The following is a 13,898-nucleotide window of genomic DNA, read 5'->3' on the forward strand; positions in this document are numbered from 1 at the left end:
GCTATCCTCCGTCCCGTGCGGGGGCTCGAATTGCGGTGCTGTCAGGCCGGTGCGTCCGGTGCGGGATCGGACCCCGGCGTCAGGCCGGGGACGGGGTGCACCGATGCGTCCGGAGCAACAGTCATGCTCCAATTTGGTTCAACCGCGTCGTGCGCTGGCGCTCAAGGGCCGCAACGGAAACGTGAAGGGTCCGGCCGCCGGGCCACGATCACCCGACCCGGGACGTCGACCCCGTTTTCCCGCCGCGCGACCGCTGGCCGGCAGAGTTCGAGATCGAAGCCCGCTCCGGCCAGGGTCTCCCGCACCAGCGCGTCGCCGTGGGCGTAACGGGCATCCGCCCCCAGGACGAGCCCGTCGCCCGGGTGGGACTGCACGGTGAAGGCGAAGCGTCCGCCGGCCCGCAGGACGCGGGCGCTGCCGGAGACCATGCCGGAGAAATCGCCCACGTAGATCATGACGTCGGCGGCCGTGACGCAATCGGCCGAGGCGGGGGGCTCGGCGCCGAGCGCCGCCACCAGTTCGCCCTCCACCAGCCGGTGATAGAGGCCGCGCCGCCCGGCCTCGGCCAGCATGCCGGGCGAGAGGTCGATGCCGGTCAGGTGCTCCGGCCGGCCGCCGAGGGCGGCCCCGACGAGGCCCGTGCCGCAGCCGAGGTCGACGACGCGCCCCAGCGGCGCGGCCGGACCCGCGGTGGCATCGAGGGCGTCGGCGACGAGCGCGTGCCCGCGATAGGACAGGCCCTCGACGAGGTGGCGGTCGAAGCGCGGCGCGTAGGCGTCGAACAGCGCCCGGACGTAGCCCGGCGAGATCGCCGTGACCGCGTCCCCGGCGCCGATCCGCACCAGGGCCAGGCGGGCGCCCTGCGCGTCCTCGGGGTCGATGTCGAGGGCGTTGGCGTAGGCGCGCAGGGCCGCGTGATGGTCGCCCGCCCGCCCGCTCCGGGCGTAGCGGGCCTCGCGGGCGCGGCCGAGGAGGAACCAGGCCGGGGCGAAGCGGGGGGCGATCTCCAGGGTCTGCTCCGCCATCTCGGCGGCGCCGTCCGGGTCGCCGTCGTCGAGGCAGCCCTGGGCGTAGGCGTAGCGCCGGTCGGCGCGAAGGTCGCCGGAGGTGATCGTGCGGGACATGTGACTGCGAACGGGTCTCGGGCGCCCTATATGCCGCGCCGATGAGTCTCAGCGCCAGCGATCTTCTCACCCTGACCCGCGAGGGCCTGTACTGCCCCCTCGGGGGCTTCCACGTCGATCCGACCTGGCCGGTGCCGCGCGCCCTGATCACCCACGGGCACGCCGACCACGCCCGGGCGGGCCACGGCCGGGTGCTCGCCACGGGCGAGACCCTGCGCATCATGGCGGTGCGCTACGGGGCGGATTTCTGCGAGAGCCGGCAGGAGGCACCCCTCGGGCAGGAGATCCGCATCGGCGACGTGAGCGTGCGCTTCGCGCCCGCCGGGCACGTGCTCGGCTCGGCCCAGATCGCGATCGAGGCGCAGGGCGTCCGGGTCGTCGTGTCGGGCGACTACAAGCGCGCCTACGACCCGACCTGCCTGCCCTTCGAGGTGGTGCCCTGCGACGTCTTCATCACCGAGGCGACCTTCGGCCTGCCGGTGTTCCGGATGCCCGACACCCGCGACGAGGTGCGGAAGCTCCTCGATTCCGTGGCCCTGTTCCCCGAGCGCGCCCACATCGTTGGCGCCTACGCGCTCGGCAAGGCCCAGCGCGTGATGGCGCTCCTGCGGGAGGCCGGCTACGACCGGCCGATCTACCTCCACGGCGCGATGGAGAAGCTGACCGAGCTCTACAAACGGGAGGGCATCCCGCTCGGCGAGACCCCGAAGGTGGTGGCGGCCGAGCGCGCCAGGCTGCACGGCGCCATCGTGCTCTGCCCGCCCTCCTCGATCCAGGACGTCTGGTCGCGCAAGTTCCCCGACCCGGTGACCTCCTTCGCCTCGGGCTGGATGCGGGTGCGCGCCCGCGCCCGCCAGAAGGGCGTCGAGCTGCCCCTCTGCATCTCCGACCATTCCGACTGGCCCGATCTCTGCCGCACCATCCTGGAGACCGGGGCCGGTGAGGTCTGGGTCACCCACGGGCAGGAGGACGCCCTGGTCCACTGGTGCGGGACGCAGGGCATCGCGGCCAAGCCCCTGCACCTGCTGGGCTACGGCGACGACGGCGAGGCCGAGCCCGTCGCCGCTCCGGAGGAGGCCGCGTGAACGACTTCGCCCACCTCCTCGACCGCCTCGCCTACGAGCCGCGCCGCAACGCCAAGCTGCGCCTGCTGCAGGATTACTTCGCCCATGCCCCCGACCCGGAGCGCGGCTACGCGCTGGCCGCGATGACGGGCGGCCTGACCTTCCGCGAGGCCAAGCCCGCGATGATCCGCGGGCTGGTGGAGGCGCGCGTCGACCCGGTGCTGTTCGGGCTCTCGCACAACTACGTGGGCGATCTGGCCGAGACCACGGCCCTGATCTGGCCGGCGCCCGCGGCCTCGGCCGGTGAACCGGTCGTCGGCCCCGGCCACAACAACCCGCCGCCGCACGTACCGACCCTGGCCGAGGTCGTCGAGACCCTCGGCACCGTGAAGAAGGCCGACCTGCCCGCCCGCATCGCCGAATGGCTCGACGCGCTGGACGAGACCGGGCGCTGGGCGCTCCTCAAGCTCATCACCGGGGCGCTGCGGGTCGGCGTCTCGGCCCGGCTCGCCAAGACCGCCATCGGGGCGCTCGGCGGCCACGAGGCTGACGCCGTCGAGGAGGTCTGGCACGGGCTGGAGCCGCCCTACGCCACCCTGTTCGCCTGGGTCGAGGGCCGGGCCGAGCGGCCCGCCACCCTGAACCCGGCGCCGTTCCGGCCGCCGATGCTCTCGCACCCCATCGACGAGGAGGGCGACTTCGAGAAGCTCGATCCGGCCGCCTTCTCCGGCGAGTGGAAGTGGGACGGCATCCGCGTCCAGCTCGTCGGGGGCCGGGACGAGGCCGGCGCCCAGGTCGCCCGCATCTACTCGCGCACCGGCGAGGACATCTCCGGCGCCTTCCCGGATCTCGCCGAGGCCATCACCTTCTCGGGCGCCGTCGACGGCGAATTGCTGATCCTGCGCGAGGGCCGCGTGCAGAGCTTCAACGTGCTCCAGCAGCGCCTCAACCGGAAGGCCGTGACCCCGAAGCTCCTCGAGGAATTCCCCGCCCATGTCCGCGCCTACGACCTGATGCAGGCCGAGGGCGAGGACCTGCGCCCGCTGCCCTTCACCGAGCGCCGTGCCCGCCTGGAGGCCTTCGTGGCGGCCCTCGACCACGCCCGGATCGACCTCTCGCCCCTGGTGCCCTTCGCGAGCTGGGAGGATCTGGCCGCCGCCCGCGCCGACCCGGCCGCGGTGGGGGCGGGCGCGGATGCCGACGCCATCGAGGGCATCATGCTCAAGAGCCGCGACAGCGCCTACCTGCCCGGGCGGCCCAAGGGCCCGTGGTGGAAGTGGAAGCGCGAGCCGTTCCGGGTCGACACCGTGATGATGTACGCCCAGCGCGGGCACGGGAAGCGCTCGTCGTTCTACTCCGACTACACGTTCGGGGTCTGGCGCGACCGCGAGGACGGCACGCCGGAGCTCGTGCCGGTGGGCAAGGCCTATCACGGCTTCACCGATGCCGAGCTGGCCAAGCTCGACCGCTACGTCCGCAACAACACCACCAAGCGCTTCGGCCCGGTGCGCGAGGTCGCCTACGGGCTCGACCACGGCCTCGTGCTCGAGATCGCCTTCGAGGGCGTGCAGCGCTCGACCCGGCACAAGTCGGGGGTCGCCATGCGGTTTCCCCGGGTGGCCCGCATCCGCTGGGACAAGCCGGCGGCGGAGGCCGACCGGATCGAGGCCCTGGAGACCATCCTGGCCCGGGGCGAGCGCGAGATCGCGCCGGGCGAGACCTTGAAGGAGGCGGAGGCATGAGGACGGGAGGCATGAGGACGGGAGGGATGAGGACGGCAGGCAGGATCGGCGCGCTGGAGGGGTTCTCCAGCGGACCCGTGGAGCGGCAGGCGAGCGCGAGGCTCACGGTGTCGACGCCCGGCCAGGGCTTCACCGACATCACCCGCGCGGTCGCGGATTTCCTGCAGCGCAGCGGGGTCGTCACGGGCCTCGTCACCGTGTTCTGCCGGCACACCTCGGCCTCCCTGACCATCCAGGAGAATGCCGATCCCGACGTGCAGACCGACCTCCTCACCGCCCTCGACGGCCTCGCCCCGCGGCATGCCGGCTACGTCCACGGGGCCGAGGGGCCGGACGACATGCCGGCCCATATCCGCACGATGGTCACGGATTCGGCCCTCGGCGTGCCGGTGCTGGGCGGGCGCCTCGGCCTCGGCACCTGGCAGGGCCTCTACCTGATCGAGCATCGCGACCGGCCCCATCGACGCGAGATCCTGCTCCAGGTCGTCGGGGCCTGAGCCTCGCCCCTAGCGCCGGATCAGGATCACCCCGCCGATCAGGAGCCCGACGCCGAGGAGGCGCGGCCCGTCCAGGGCGCGCTGGGCGAGGCCGAGCCAGCCGAAATGGTCGAAGGCCACCGAGGCCAGCATCTGGCCCGTGACGAGGAGCGCCAGGAAGGTGGCCGCGCCGAGCTGCGGCACCAGGATCGTGGCCAGCGCGATGAAGACCGCGCCGAAGAACCCCCCGCTCCAGGCCCACCAGGGGATGCGCGCGGCGAGGCTCGCCGAGGGCAGCGGATCGCGCAGGACCAGGGCCAGCACCACCATGGACAGGAGGCCGACGAAGTAGCTCGCGAAGCCCGCCCAGGCCGCGGAGTTCAGGCCGATCCGCAGGTTCGCGATCAGCGCCTGCTGCACCACGATGCTGGCGCCCGCCAGCACGGAGAGGGCCAGGGGAAGCAGGAGGTTGAGCATGGGCCTCGGGACCGGTTCGGAGGACGGGTTCCTTGACAACCATCCCGCGGCCATGCCGTCAAATGACGGATCGGCGCGTTTCCATGCGGGCGAGGCATGATCAACCCGGCCCATCTCGATCTCTTCCGCGCCGTGATGCGCCATGGCGGGATGACCCGGGCCGCCGCGGCCCTCGGGGTCGGCCAGCCGCATGTGAGCCGGGCCATGGCGCAGCTCGAGGCCGAGACCGGCCTGTCGCTGTTCGTGCGCGGCCACGGCAGCGCCCGGCCGACGCCGGAGGGGGAGGCCTTCGCCCGGGAGGTCGAGCGCAGCTATGCCGGCCTCGACCATCTGCGCCACGCCGCCCGGCAGATCCGCGAACTCGGCACCGGACCCCTGCGCATCGCCTGCCAGCCCTCCCTGGCCTCGCGCCTGCTGCCGCGGGCGATCCGTCGCCTCGCCGCCGAACATCCGGGCGCCCGCGTCGCCGTCCACGTGCCGAGCCCGGACACGATCTGGGCCTGGGCCGCCTCGGGCCAGTGCGACCTCGGCCTCGCCCGCCCGCGCTCCGGCCATGCGGGCGTGACGGCGGAGCGCTTCCTGACCGTCGATGCGGTCTGCGCCGTGCCGCGCCGGCATCGCCTGGCCCGCCGGCCCGCCATCGCGGCGGAAGACCTCGCCGGCGAGACCCTGATCGCCGGCGGCCCGGGCCTGTTCCAGGAGGCGGTCGAGGCGCGGTTCGCGGAAGCCGGCTGCGTGCCGCGCTTTCCCCTGATGGCCCAGTACACGGCGGCGCGCTGCGGGCTCGTCGCGGAAGGGCTGGGCCTCGCCATCGTCGACCCGGTCCCGGCCGGCGAGCTCACCGGCCTGCCGATCGTGCTGCGCCCGTTCCGGCCGGCCCTGTCCATCGAGACCCTGCTGGTCCGCCCGGCGGGCCGTCCGCCGGGGCGCCTCGCGGAGCGCCTGGTCGAGCTTCTCCGCCTGGAGCGCGACGCGCTGGTCTCGGGCCGGAGCATCGCGCCCGCGTGAGGCGCGCCGCGCGGGACCGCTCCATCGGGACCGAACCCGTGCCCCGCCGCCCGGTTCTCCGCATATCGACGACACGAAACCGTACGCGGGAGAGATGCGATGAAAGCCCTCGTCTGGCACGGCGCTCAGGACATCCGCTGCGAATCCGTCCCCGATCCCCGCATCGAGGACGACCGGGACGCGATCATCAAGGTCACGTCCTGCGCGATCTGCGGCTCTGACCTGCACCTCTACGACCACTTCATGCCCGGCATGGAGAAGGGCGACGTCATGGGCCACGAGTTCATGGGCGAGGTGGTCGAGACCGGAAGGGGCATCAACGGCGCTCTGCGCAAGGGCGAGCGGGTGGTGATCCCGTTCACGATCATCTGCGGCGAGTGCGACCAGTGCAGACGCGGCTTCTTCTCGGTCTGCGAGCGATCGAACCGCAACAGGCACCTCGCCGCCAAGGCCTTCGGGCACACCACCGCGGGCCTGTTCGGCTACACCCACCTCACCGGCGGCTACCAGGGCGGACAGGCCGAGTACGTCCGCGTGCCCTTCGCCGACAAGACCCACATCAAGGTGCCGGACGAACTCACCGACGAGCAGGTGCTGTTCCTCGGCGACATCTTCCCGACCGGATGGCAGGCGGCGGTGCAGGCCGACATTCAGCCCACCGACACGGTGGCGATCTGGGGGGCTGGCCCGGTCGGCCAGATGGCGGTCCGCTCGGCGATCCTGCTGGGCGCCAAGCAGGTGGTGTGCATCGACCGGGTGCCCGAGCGTCTGGAGATGGCCCGCGCCGGCGGCGCCATCACCATCGACAACGCGACGGAGAGCACCGTCGAGCGCCTGAACCAGCTCACCGCCGGCAAGGGGCCGGAGAAGTGCATCGATGCCGTCGGCATGGAGGCGCACGCCCCCCGCGCCCTGGAACAGGTCTACGACCGCGTGAAGCAGGCGATGATGCTGGAGAGCGACCGCGCCACGGTGCTGCGCGAGATGATCTATGTCTGCCGCCCGGCCGGCATCCTCTCGGTTCCGGGCGTCTATGGCGGGCTCGTCGACAAGATCCCGATGGGCGCCCTGATGAACAAGGGCCTCACGCTCCGCACCGGGCAGACCCACGTCAACCGCTGGACCGACGACCTGGTCCAGCGCATCGCCGAGGGGCAGATCGATCCCTCCTTCGTCATCACCCATCGGGGGCGTCTCGAGGACGGGCCCGAGCTCTACAAGACGTTCCGCGACAAGAAGGACAATTGCATCAAGGTCGTGCTCCGGCCCTGATCGTCCCCCGATCCCGCTTCGAGGAGGTTCGCATGCCCGCATCCGCGTCCCGCCAGGACCGGACGGCCCGCCAGGGGAGCCCGGGATCCGAGGCAACCCCCGCCCGCCTCGCCGCGGACCGGCGCCGCCGGCCCGATCCGGCGACGCGCCAACTGGCGCAGGGCCTCGGCTGGTTCTCCCTCGCCCTCGGAGTGACCGAGCTGACCTGCGGCGACGCGATCGCACGCTGGCTCGGCATGCCGCGCGCCGGCCCGCTGGTGCGGGCCTACGGGGTGCGCGAGCTCGTCCAGGGGGCCGGCATCCTCGGCTCCCGCGATCCGACGCCCTGGATCTGGGCCCGGGTCGCCGGGGACGGCCTCGACGTCGCCACCGTGCTGCCTGGGCTCGGCGGCGACCCGCGCCACCGGACCAACACCGTCGTCGCCCTGACGGCCCTCGCGGGGGTCGGCCTGGCCGACATCCTCTGCGCACAGGCCCTCTCGGACGCCCCGCTGGCCCCCTCGGAGCGGGTCCGGGCGGATTACCGGAACCGGAGCGGGTTCCCGAAGGGACTCGCAGCGGCCCGCGGCGCCGCCCGCGACGTCCGGCCCCGGGACTTCACCACGCCGGAGGGGCTTCGCGCCTGGACCTGAGGCGGGGCACCCGCAGCGTCGGGAACGAACGCCCGGTCCCGGCCCCCGGCCGGTGCGCTCGCAGCAGGGGGGATCAGTCCGCAGACCGCCGGGACCCGGTGGGGCCGAGCGCGCGCAGGCGCGTCTCCAGGTCGGCGGCCAGCGCCTCGTAGTCGCGCAGGTGGACCCCGTCCGGCGGGGCGGTTTGCGTGGTCAGGCCCGCCTCGCCGTCGCGCAGGGCCGCGAACGGATCGAAGAACCGGCACCCGTGCCGGGCGCACAGGCCGCGCAGGGCCGCCGAGTAGGCCGCCACCGCCGCGGGATCGCGGTCCGCCCGCGCCTCCGGGCCGATCGGCGGGACGGCGGCGACCAGCACGAGATCGGCGTTGGCCCGCAGCCGTTCGAGACTGCGCGCAGCGGCCGCCTCGAACCCGCCCAGCGTGCTCTGCGACAGGGGGGCGGCGTGACGCAGGATGTCGTTCGTGCCGAGGAACAGCACCGCGACGCCGGCCCGGACCGGGAAGGTCAGCCCGTCGAGTTCCGCGGCGTAACGGCGTGCCGAGGTCCCGCCGATCCCGCCATTGACGACCCGCGGGAGCCGCCGGGCGAGCAGGGTGCCGAGGAGCTCCGCGTGGGAATTGCCCGCCAGGAAGACGAAGCCCGGCTGGGCCGCCGAGAGCGCCGCGCGGATCGCCGGCAGACGCCGCATCAGGTGCTCGCCGGCCAGTTGCCGGTTCCGCTGCGCGTCCTCGGAAGCACCGGCCATCGGGAGGCCCACCATCGGGGTGGCGGCCAGCGAGGCGCTCAGGGCGACGCCGATGGCCAGCACGGTCCGGCGCAGCCCTCGCGCGCCGGGCGATCGGCGGCGACCGAGATCGGGACCGTTCATCCGCACCCTCGGAGTGGCAGGTTTCGCTCGAGATTGGGTTCACTCGAGATCGGGGACGCGGGCCGTCGCGGCCGGAGTGCCGCGCTCCCGGATGGCGGGGTCAGGCGCCCGGGGCCGCGACGGCCTCGGCGGTGAATCGGGCGTAGCCCTTGGCCCGCAGATCGCAGGCCGGGCACGTGCCGCAGCCATGGCCCCAGGCGTGGCGGTCGCCGCGGGTGCCGAGGTAGCAGGTGTGGCTGTCCTCGACGATGAGGTCGACCAGCGCCCGGCCGCCGAGAGCCTCGGCCAGGCGCCAGGTCTCGGCCTTGTCGATCCACATCAGCGGCGTGTGCAGCACGAAGCGCCGGTCCATCCCGAGGTTCAGCGCCACCTGCAGCGCCTTGATGGTGTCGTCCCGGCAATCCGGGTAGCCGGAATAATCGGTCTCGCACATGCCGCCGACGATGTGGGTCAAGGAGCGGCGATAGGCCAGCGCCGCCGCGAAGGTCAGGAACAGGAGGTTGCGGCCCGGCACGAAGGTGTTGGGCAGGCCGCCGTCCTCGAAGGCGATGGCGGTGTCGCGGGTCAGCGCCGTGTCGGAGACCTGGCCCAGCGCGTCGAGGGCCAGGGTGTGGTCGTCGCCGAGCCGCGCCGCCCATGCGGGTTTCAGGGCCGCGAGGCCCCGGCGCAGCCCGTCCCGGCAGTCGAGCTCGATCCGGTGGCGCTGGCCGTAGTCGAAGCCCAGCGTCTCGACCCGCTCGAAGCGCGCGAGCGCCCAGGCGAGGCAGGTGGCGGAATCCTGCCCGCCCGAGAACAGGACCAGGGCGCCGCCGCTCGTCGCCGGGTCCTTCATCGCAGCGCCTCGCCCTCGTACTCGGCCCAGGACATCGGCGTCTCGTAGACCTTCACGGAGGAGAGGGCCGGCAGCGCCGCCTTGGTGCGTTCCCAGATCCAGGCCGCGATGTGCTCGGCGGTGGGGTTCTCCAGCCCCTCGATCTCGTTGAGGCAGTAATGGTCGAGGCGGGCCAGCACCGGCGCGAAGGCGTGCTCGACGTCGAAGAAATCCACCACCCAGCCGGTGGCCGGGTCGACGGCCCCCGAGAGAGTGAGCTCGACCCGGTAGGAATGCCCGTGCATGCGGTGGCAGCGATGGGTCTCGGGCACGTTCGGCAGGCGGTGGGCCGCCTCGAAGGTGAAGGCTTGGGTGATCTTCATCGAGCAATCTTCATGGTGCGAGCGGGCGGGTTCCTCCGGGTTCCTCACGGAATCCCGATGATCTTGTGCGTCTGCAACGAAAGCCGCCAGCGCGCGTCGCGCCGGCAATAGGCCACCGCCTCGGCCGTGTTGGCGAGCCGGTCCGGCCCGTCCATCGGCTGGAGCCAGTGGTGGCGGAAATCGAGCTCCGCGAAGGCCTCCGGCGCGGCCTTGGCCTGCGGGAAGACGAGCTTCAACTCGTGGCCGCTGCGCTGGACGAGGGGATTGCCGGCCTTCGGGCTGACGCAGATCCAGTCGATGCCGGCCGGGGCCGCCAGGGTGCCGTTGGTCTCCACCGCGATCTCGAAGCCGGCCGCGTGGACGGCGGCGATCAGGGCCGCGTCGAGCTGGAGCAGCGGCTCGCCGCCGGTGAAGACGACGTAGCGGCTGCGGGGGCCGCCGGCCCAGGTCGCGGCGATCGCCGCCGCCAGCTCCTGCGCCGTGGAAAAGCGCCCGCCGCCCTCGCCATCCATCCCGACGAAGTCGGTGTCGCAGAAGCGGCAGGCGGCGCCCGCGCGGTCCTCCTCGCGGCCGGACCAGAGATTGCAGCCGGCAAAGCGGCAGAACACCGCCGCGCGGCCCGCCTGCGCGCCCTCGCCCTGCAGGGTGTGGAACAGTTCCTTGACTGCGTAAGCCATCACGTCCTCGGCGCCCGCCCCGGCGGACCGTCCGGGCGCGCGCAGCTGATCCTCTGAAATCCTTCGGCCGCCGGAGACGGCTGCCGCGCAGATAAGCGGTCCCCGCCACCGGCACCACGGGGCGCGGGCGGCCCCCACCCATGCGGAGACTGCCGGTATACCATGAATCCGCCGGCTTCTCGCATCTGCGAGACCGTCTGCCATGCTCCTGCCACGGAACGCGGCTTTGTGGAGACCGTGTCACGATCCGGCGAGACGCGCTTGCCGTCGCTCCCGGAGGGGTGGCATGCCAGCTTGGCCGTTGACCGGCTTCCCGCCAGGGCCGATCATCGATCGGGCCGGGGCGTTCCTTCTTGAGACAGGCCTGATGTCGAACGGATTGTTGAGGCGCCTCGTCGTTGGTCTCGCGGTGGCGGCAGGCCTGCTCGGCGCAGGTTCCGCGAGCGCGGCCACGGCGCCGATCCTCGTGGTGGACGTCGATTCCGGCAAGGTGATCTACGGGCAGGCGGCCACCGACCCCTGGTTCCCGGCCTCGATCACCAAGCTGATGACCACCTACGTCGCCCTGGACCTGGTGCGGCAGGGCAAGCTCTCCCTCGATTCGCTGATCACCATCTCGCCGGCCGCCGCTGCCGAGCCGCCCTCGAAGATGGGCTTCCGCCCGGGCACCAAGCTCACCCTCGACAACGCCCTGAAGATCATCATGGTCAAGTCGGCCAACGACGTGGCCTGGGCGATCGGCGAGAACCTCGGCGGCTCCGTCGAGGGCTTCGCCCAGATGATGAACGAGACCGCCCAGCGCATCGGCATGCGCGAGAGCCGCTGGACCAACCCGAACGGCCTGCCCGATGCCCGGCAATGGACCTCGGCCCGCGACATGGCCGTCCTCGGCCGCGCCCTGATCCGCGACTTCCCCGAGAACCGCGCCCTGTTCTCGATCAGCGCGATCCAGTTCGGCCGCTCTGTGATGGCCAACCACAACGGCCTGCTCGGCCGCTACGCCGGCGCCGACGGCATGAAGACCGGCTTCATCTGCTCGGGCGGCTTCAACGTCGTGGCCACCGCCACCCGCAACGGGCGCCGCATCCTCACCGTGGTGATGGGCCAGCCGAGCGCCCGCGAGCGCGATCTCAAGGCGTCGGACCTGTTCGATTACGGCTTCAGCCAGTCGCCGGGCTGGGGCGCGCAGACCCTTGACGCCCTGCCGGCCTCCGGCATCTCGGAGCCGCCGGACATGCGGCCCTATATCTGCGACCGGAAGAAGCCGATGCCGGTGGACGAGGGCCAGGGCGCCATCACGGCGAGCGCCGGGGCCGCCGGCGCCAGCGCCGACAACGCCAACGCGCAGCTGATGGCCGCCGCCGCCCCGCCTTCGGCCGCGCTGGCCTTCGCCACCATGAACAGCGCCGCCCTGCGCACCCGCGCCCTGCCGCCCCGCGCGCCGCTGCAGCCGGTCCTGGTCTGGATCGGGCGCGACCCGGCCGAGGGCGCCATCGCCCTCAACGAGCAGGAGGAGGCCGAGAAGGCGGAGAGGGCCGCCAAGGTCGCGGAGGCCCGCAAGGCCAAGCTCGAGGCGGTCGCGGCCAAGCGCGAGGCCGCCCGCCAGGCCAAGGCCGCCGCCCCTGCCACGAAGGCCGCCGCCAAGCCCGAGCCGAGGAAGGCGCTCGCCCGCGGCAAGGCCGGCGTTCCGGCCACGGCCAGCGCCTATGCCCCCGCCGAGTCGACGCCCGTGATGGAGGGCGCGCCGAAGCTGAAGGTCGGCGCCGTCAAGAAGCCGGCGGCGAAGGCCGTCCCCAAGGCCGGGGTCAAGGCCGACGCGAAGGCCGAGCACAAGCCGGCCAAGCCCACCGCGAAGGGCACCAAGTCCGCCAGCAAGGCGCAGGCCGACGAGTAGGACGTCTCCGACGAGTTCGCCCGGAAGCTTGTCTCGACACTGCCTCATTCCAGGGCCGCGGTGCGGATCCCGGACTCCAGACGCACGGGTGGGGCGGAACGGTCCATCGTCGGCGGTTCTGGATTGCACGCCGCCGGCGCGCCCCTTCGGGTCCGGGCTCGCCTGCCGCGCCCCGGAATGAGGCGGTGCCGGCATCGGAACTTCCGGGCGGCCGGCCACGCGAAGTCTCCGGAACGAGGCCTCACGCATCCGGGGCCGTGCCGGGGTGCGTTTCGTAACATTGTTACATCGCCGAGGATTGAGCAGGCGCGCCCGGAGGGCTAGGTCAGGGTCATGACCGATCTGTCCAAGCCCGATCCCCGCGCGCCCGAGCCGATCCCGCTCACCGTCCTCACCGGCTTCCTCGGCGCCGGCAAGACGACCCTGCTCAACCGGATGCTGCGCGATCCGGCGCTGGCCGACACCGTGGTCATCGTCAACGAGTTCGGCGAGATCGGCCTCGACCACCTGCTGATCGAGCGGATCGACGAGGACATGGTCCTGCTCGGGGCGGGGTGCCTGTGCTGCACCGTGCGGGGCGACCTGATCGCCACCCTCGAAGACCTGCTGCGCAAGCGCGACAACGGCCGCATCCAGCCCTTCCGCCGGGTGGTGATCGAGACGACGGGCCTCGCCGACCCTGCGCCGATCCTGCACGCGCTGATCTACCATCCCTACCTCGTCATCCGATATCGCCTCCAGGGCGTCGTCACGGTGGTCGATGCGGTCAACGGCGCCTCGACCCTGGACGCCCATGTCGAGGCGGTGCGGCAGGTGGCGGTGGCCGACCAGATCGTGATGACGAAGCGGGATCTGGCGGATGGTGACGGCCGCGCCCTCGAGGCCCGCCTGCGGGCGCTGAACCCGGCGGCGCCCCTGCGCGACGCCGCGGTGGCGCCCGTCGATCTCCTCGGCGGCCTGTTCGGCCTCGACGGGAAGAGCGCCGACGTGCGCGCCTGGCTCGGCGCCGAGGCCGAGCGGGAGGCCGGTCACGACCATGGGCATCACCATCACGGCCACCACCATCACGGCCACCACCATCACGACGTGAACCGGCACGACGCCTCGATCCGGGCCTTCAGCCTGACCAGCGACGCGCCCGTGCCCCGCGCCGCCTTCGAGATGTTCCTCGATCTCCTGCGCTCGGCCCACGGTCCGAACCTGCTGCGCCTGAAGGGACTCGTGGCCCTGGCCGACGCCCCCGACCGGCCGCTGGTGGTGCACGGCGTGCAGCACGTCATCCACGCGCCGGTGCATCTCGACGCCTGGCCCGATGGCGACCATCGCTCGCGCCTCGTTCTGATCCTGCGCGACCTCGATCCGGCCTTCGTCGCCCGCCTGTGGGACGCCTTCCTGGGCCGGCCGCGCATCGACGGCCCCGATGCGGCGGCCCTCACCGACAATCCGCTGGCGATCCCCGGCGGCTGAGCC

Annotated in this window: 14 protein-coding genes; 8 read left to right on the forward strand and 6 right to left on the reverse strand. The window is 72.8% G+C overall.

Annotated elements, in window-relative coordinates:
* Positions 1 to 161 precede the first annotated feature (161 nt).
* Positions 162 to 1,124 carry a class I SAM-dependent DNA methyltransferase gene (locus ASF49_RS01105; protein ID WP_056466396.1) on the reverse strand — a complete coding sequence of 321 codons (963 nt, stop codon included), beginning with the start codon at positions 1,122 to 1,124 and terminating at the stop codon, positions 162 to 164.
* A gap of 41 nt (positions 1,125 to 1,165) precedes the next feature.
* On the opposite strand from ASF49_RS01105, the gene ASF49_RS01110 reads away from it, so the two are divergent.
* Genes ASF49_RS01110 through ASF49_RS01120 form a run of 3 tightly spaced genes read left to right on the forward strand, consistent with a single transcriptional unit; the run spans position 1,166 to position 4,427 of the window.
* The gene (locus tag ASF49_RS01110) at positions 1,166 to 2,209 is read left to right on the forward strand and encodes a ligase-associated DNA damage response exonuclease (protein ID WP_056466399.1); all 1,044 of its coding nucleotides are present in this window, start codon (positions 1,166 to 1,168) and stop codon (positions 2,207 to 2,209) included.
* A complete protein-coding gene (locus ASF49_RS01115) occupies positions 2,206 to 3,930 on the forward strand; it encodes a cisplatin damage response ATP-dependent DNA ligase (RefSeq protein WP_056466402.1) in 1,725 nt (574 codons plus the stop codon). Before ASF49_RS01110 ends, ASF49_RS01115 begins: the two co-directional genes overlap by 4 nt.
* Before the next feature lie 11 nt (positions 3,931 to 3,941).
* Positions 3,942 to 4,427 (forward strand): secondary thiamine-phosphate synthase enzyme YjbQ, encoded by a 486-nt coding sequence (locus ASF49_RS01120; protein ID WP_056466404.1) that lies wholly within the window; start codon positions 3,942 to 3,944, stop codon positions 4,425 to 4,427.
* A 9-nt stretch (positions 4,428 to 4,436) separates the two neighbouring features.
* Here ASF49_RS01120 and ASF49_RS01125 read toward each other — a convergent pair whose 3' ends face one another.
* On the reverse strand, positions 4,437 to 4,883 hold the full coding sequence (locus tag ASF49_RS01125; protein WP_056466407.1) for a DMT family transporter: 447 nt from the start codon (positions 4,881 to 4,883) through the stop codon (positions 4,437 to 4,439).
* 96 nt (positions 4,884 to 4,979) lie between these two features.
* On the opposite strand from ASF49_RS01125, the gene ASF49_RS01130 reads away from it, so the two are divergent.
* The 3 genes from ASF49_RS01130 (at position 4,980) to ASF49_RS01140 (ending at position 7,795) form a co-directional block, all read left to right on the forward strand.
* On the forward strand, positions 4,980 to 5,891 hold the full coding sequence (locus tag ASF49_RS01130; RefSeq protein WP_056466410.1) for a LysR family transcriptional regulator: 912 nt from the start codon (positions 4,980 to 4,982) through the stop codon (positions 5,889 to 5,891).
* 99 nt (positions 5,892 to 5,990) lie between these two features.
* The gene (locus ASF49_RS01135; protein ID WP_056466413.1) at positions 5,991 to 7,163 is read left to right on the forward strand and encodes a zinc-dependent alcohol dehydrogenase; all 1,173 of its coding nucleotides are present in this window, start codon (positions 5,991 to 5,993) and stop codon (positions 7,161 to 7,163) included.
* Positions 7,164 to 7,195: 32 nt separating this feature from the next.
* Positions 7,196 to 7,795 (forward strand): hypothetical protein, encoded by a 600-nt coding sequence (locus ASF49_RS01140; protein WP_056466417.1) that lies wholly within the window; start codon positions 7,196 to 7,198, stop codon positions 7,793 to 7,795.
* A 73-nt stretch (positions 7,796 to 7,868) separates the two neighbouring features.
* Here ASF49_RS01140 and ASF49_RS01145 read toward each other — a convergent pair whose 3' ends face one another.
* The 4 genes from ASF49_RS01145 to queE all read right to left on the reverse strand — a co-directional run bounded on the left by ASF49_RS01145 (position 7,869) and on the right by queE (position 10,534).
* Positions 7,869 to 8,663, reverse strand: a complete 795-nt coding sequence (locus ASF49_RS01145; protein ID WP_082510717.1) for an SGNH/GDSL hydrolase family protein — start codon at positions 8,661 to 8,663, stop codon at positions 7,869 to 7,871.
* Between the two features lie 100 nt (positions 8,664 to 8,763).
* Positions 8,764 to 9,495, reverse strand: coding sequence for a 7-cyano-7-deazaguanine synthase QueC (queC, locus tag ASF49_RS01150; RefSeq protein ID WP_056466420.1), 732 nt, complete (start codon positions 9,493 to 9,495; stop codon positions 8,764 to 8,766).
* Positions 9,492 to 9,857 (reverse strand): 6-carboxytetrahydropterin synthase QueD, encoded by a 366-nt coding sequence (gene queD / locus ASF49_RS01155; RefSeq protein WP_056466423.1) that lies wholly within the window; start codon positions 9,855 to 9,857, stop codon positions 9,492 to 9,494. Before queD ends, queC begins: the two co-directional genes overlap by 4 nt.
* A 44-nt stretch (positions 9,858 to 9,901) precedes the next feature.
* A complete protein-coding gene (gene queE / locus ASF49_RS01160; RefSeq protein WP_056466425.1) occupies positions 9,902 to 10,534 on the reverse strand; it encodes a 7-carboxy-7-deazaguanine synthase in 633 nt (210 codons plus the stop codon).
* A gap of 367 nt (positions 10,535 to 10,901) precedes the next feature.
* On the opposite strand from queE, the gene ASF49_RS01165 reads away from it, so the two are divergent.
* On the forward strand, positions 10,902 to 12,428 hold the full coding sequence (locus tag ASF49_RS01165; protein WP_056466428.1) for a serine hydrolase: 1,527 nt from the start codon (positions 10,902 to 10,904) through the stop codon (positions 12,426 to 12,428).
* 333 nt (positions 12,429 to 12,761) lie between these two features.
* Positions 12,762 to 13,895, forward strand: coding sequence for a CobW family GTP-binding protein (locus tag ASF49_RS01170; RefSeq protein WP_056466431.1), 1,134 nt, complete (start codon positions 12,762 to 12,764; stop codon positions 13,893 to 13,895).
* The last annotated feature ends 3 nt before the right edge of the window (positions 13,896 to 13,898 follow it).

Origin of the sequence: Methylobacterium sp. Leaf104 (assembly GCF_001422885.1) — a bacterium.
Taxonomy (GTDB): domain Bacteria; phylum Pseudomonadota; class Alphaproteobacteria; order Rhizobiales; family Beijerinckiaceae; genus Methylobacterium.

Excerpts from the sequence above, each read along its gene's own strand:
- ASF49_RS01105 (WP_056466396.1), bottom strand. The coding sequence starts at position 1,124 with ATGTCCCGCACGATCACCTCCGGCGACCTTCGCGCCGACCGGCGCTAC.
- ASF49_RS01110 (WP_056466399.1), top strand. The coding sequence starts at position 1,166 with ATGAGTCTCAGCGCCAGCGATCTTCTCACCCTGACCCGCGAGGGCCTG.
- ASF49_RS01120 (WP_056466404.1), top strand. The coding sequence starts at position 3,942 with ATGAGGACGGGAGGGATGAGGACGGCAGGCAGGATCGGCGCGCTGGAG.
- ASF49_RS01125 (WP_056466407.1), bottom strand. The coding sequence starts at position 4,883 with ATGCTCAACCTCCTGCTTCCCCTGGCCCTCTCCGTGCTGGCGGGCGCC.
- ASF49_RS01130 (WP_056466410.1), top strand. The coding sequence starts at position 4,980 with ATGATCAACCCGGCCCATCTCGATCTCTTCCGCGCCGTGATGCGCCAT.
- ASF49_RS01135 (WP_056466413.1), top strand. The coding sequence starts at position 5,991 with ATGAAAGCCCTCGTCTGGCACGGCGCTCAGGACATCCGCTGCGAATCC.
- ASF49_RS01140 (WP_056466417.1), top strand. The coding sequence starts at position 7,196 with ATGCCCGCATCCGCGTCCCGCCAGGACCGGACGGCCCGCCAGGGGAGC.
- ASF49_RS01145 (WP_082510717.1), bottom strand. The coding sequence starts at position 8,663 with ATGAACGGTCCCGATCTCGGTCGCCGCCGATCGCCCGGCGCGCGAGGG.
- queC (WP_056466420.1), bottom strand. The coding sequence starts at position 9,495 with ATGAAGGACCCGGCGACGAGCGGCGGCGCCCTGGTCCTGTTCTCGGGC.
- queD (WP_056466423.1), bottom strand. The coding sequence starts at position 9,857 with ATGAAGATCACCCAAGCCTTCACCTTCGAGGCGGCCCACCGCCTGCCG.
- queE (WP_056466425.1), bottom strand. The coding sequence starts at position 10,534 with ATGGCTTACGCAGTCAAGGAACTGTTCCACACCCTGCAGGGCGAGGGC.
- ASF49_RS01165 (WP_056466428.1), top strand. The coding sequence starts at position 10,902 with ATGTCGAACGGATTGTTGAGGCGCCTCGTCGTTGGTCTCGCGGTGGCG.
- ASF49_RS01170 (WP_056466431.1), top strand. The coding sequence starts at position 12,762 with ATGACCGATCTGTCCAAGCCCGATCCCCGCGCGCCCGAGCCGATCCCG.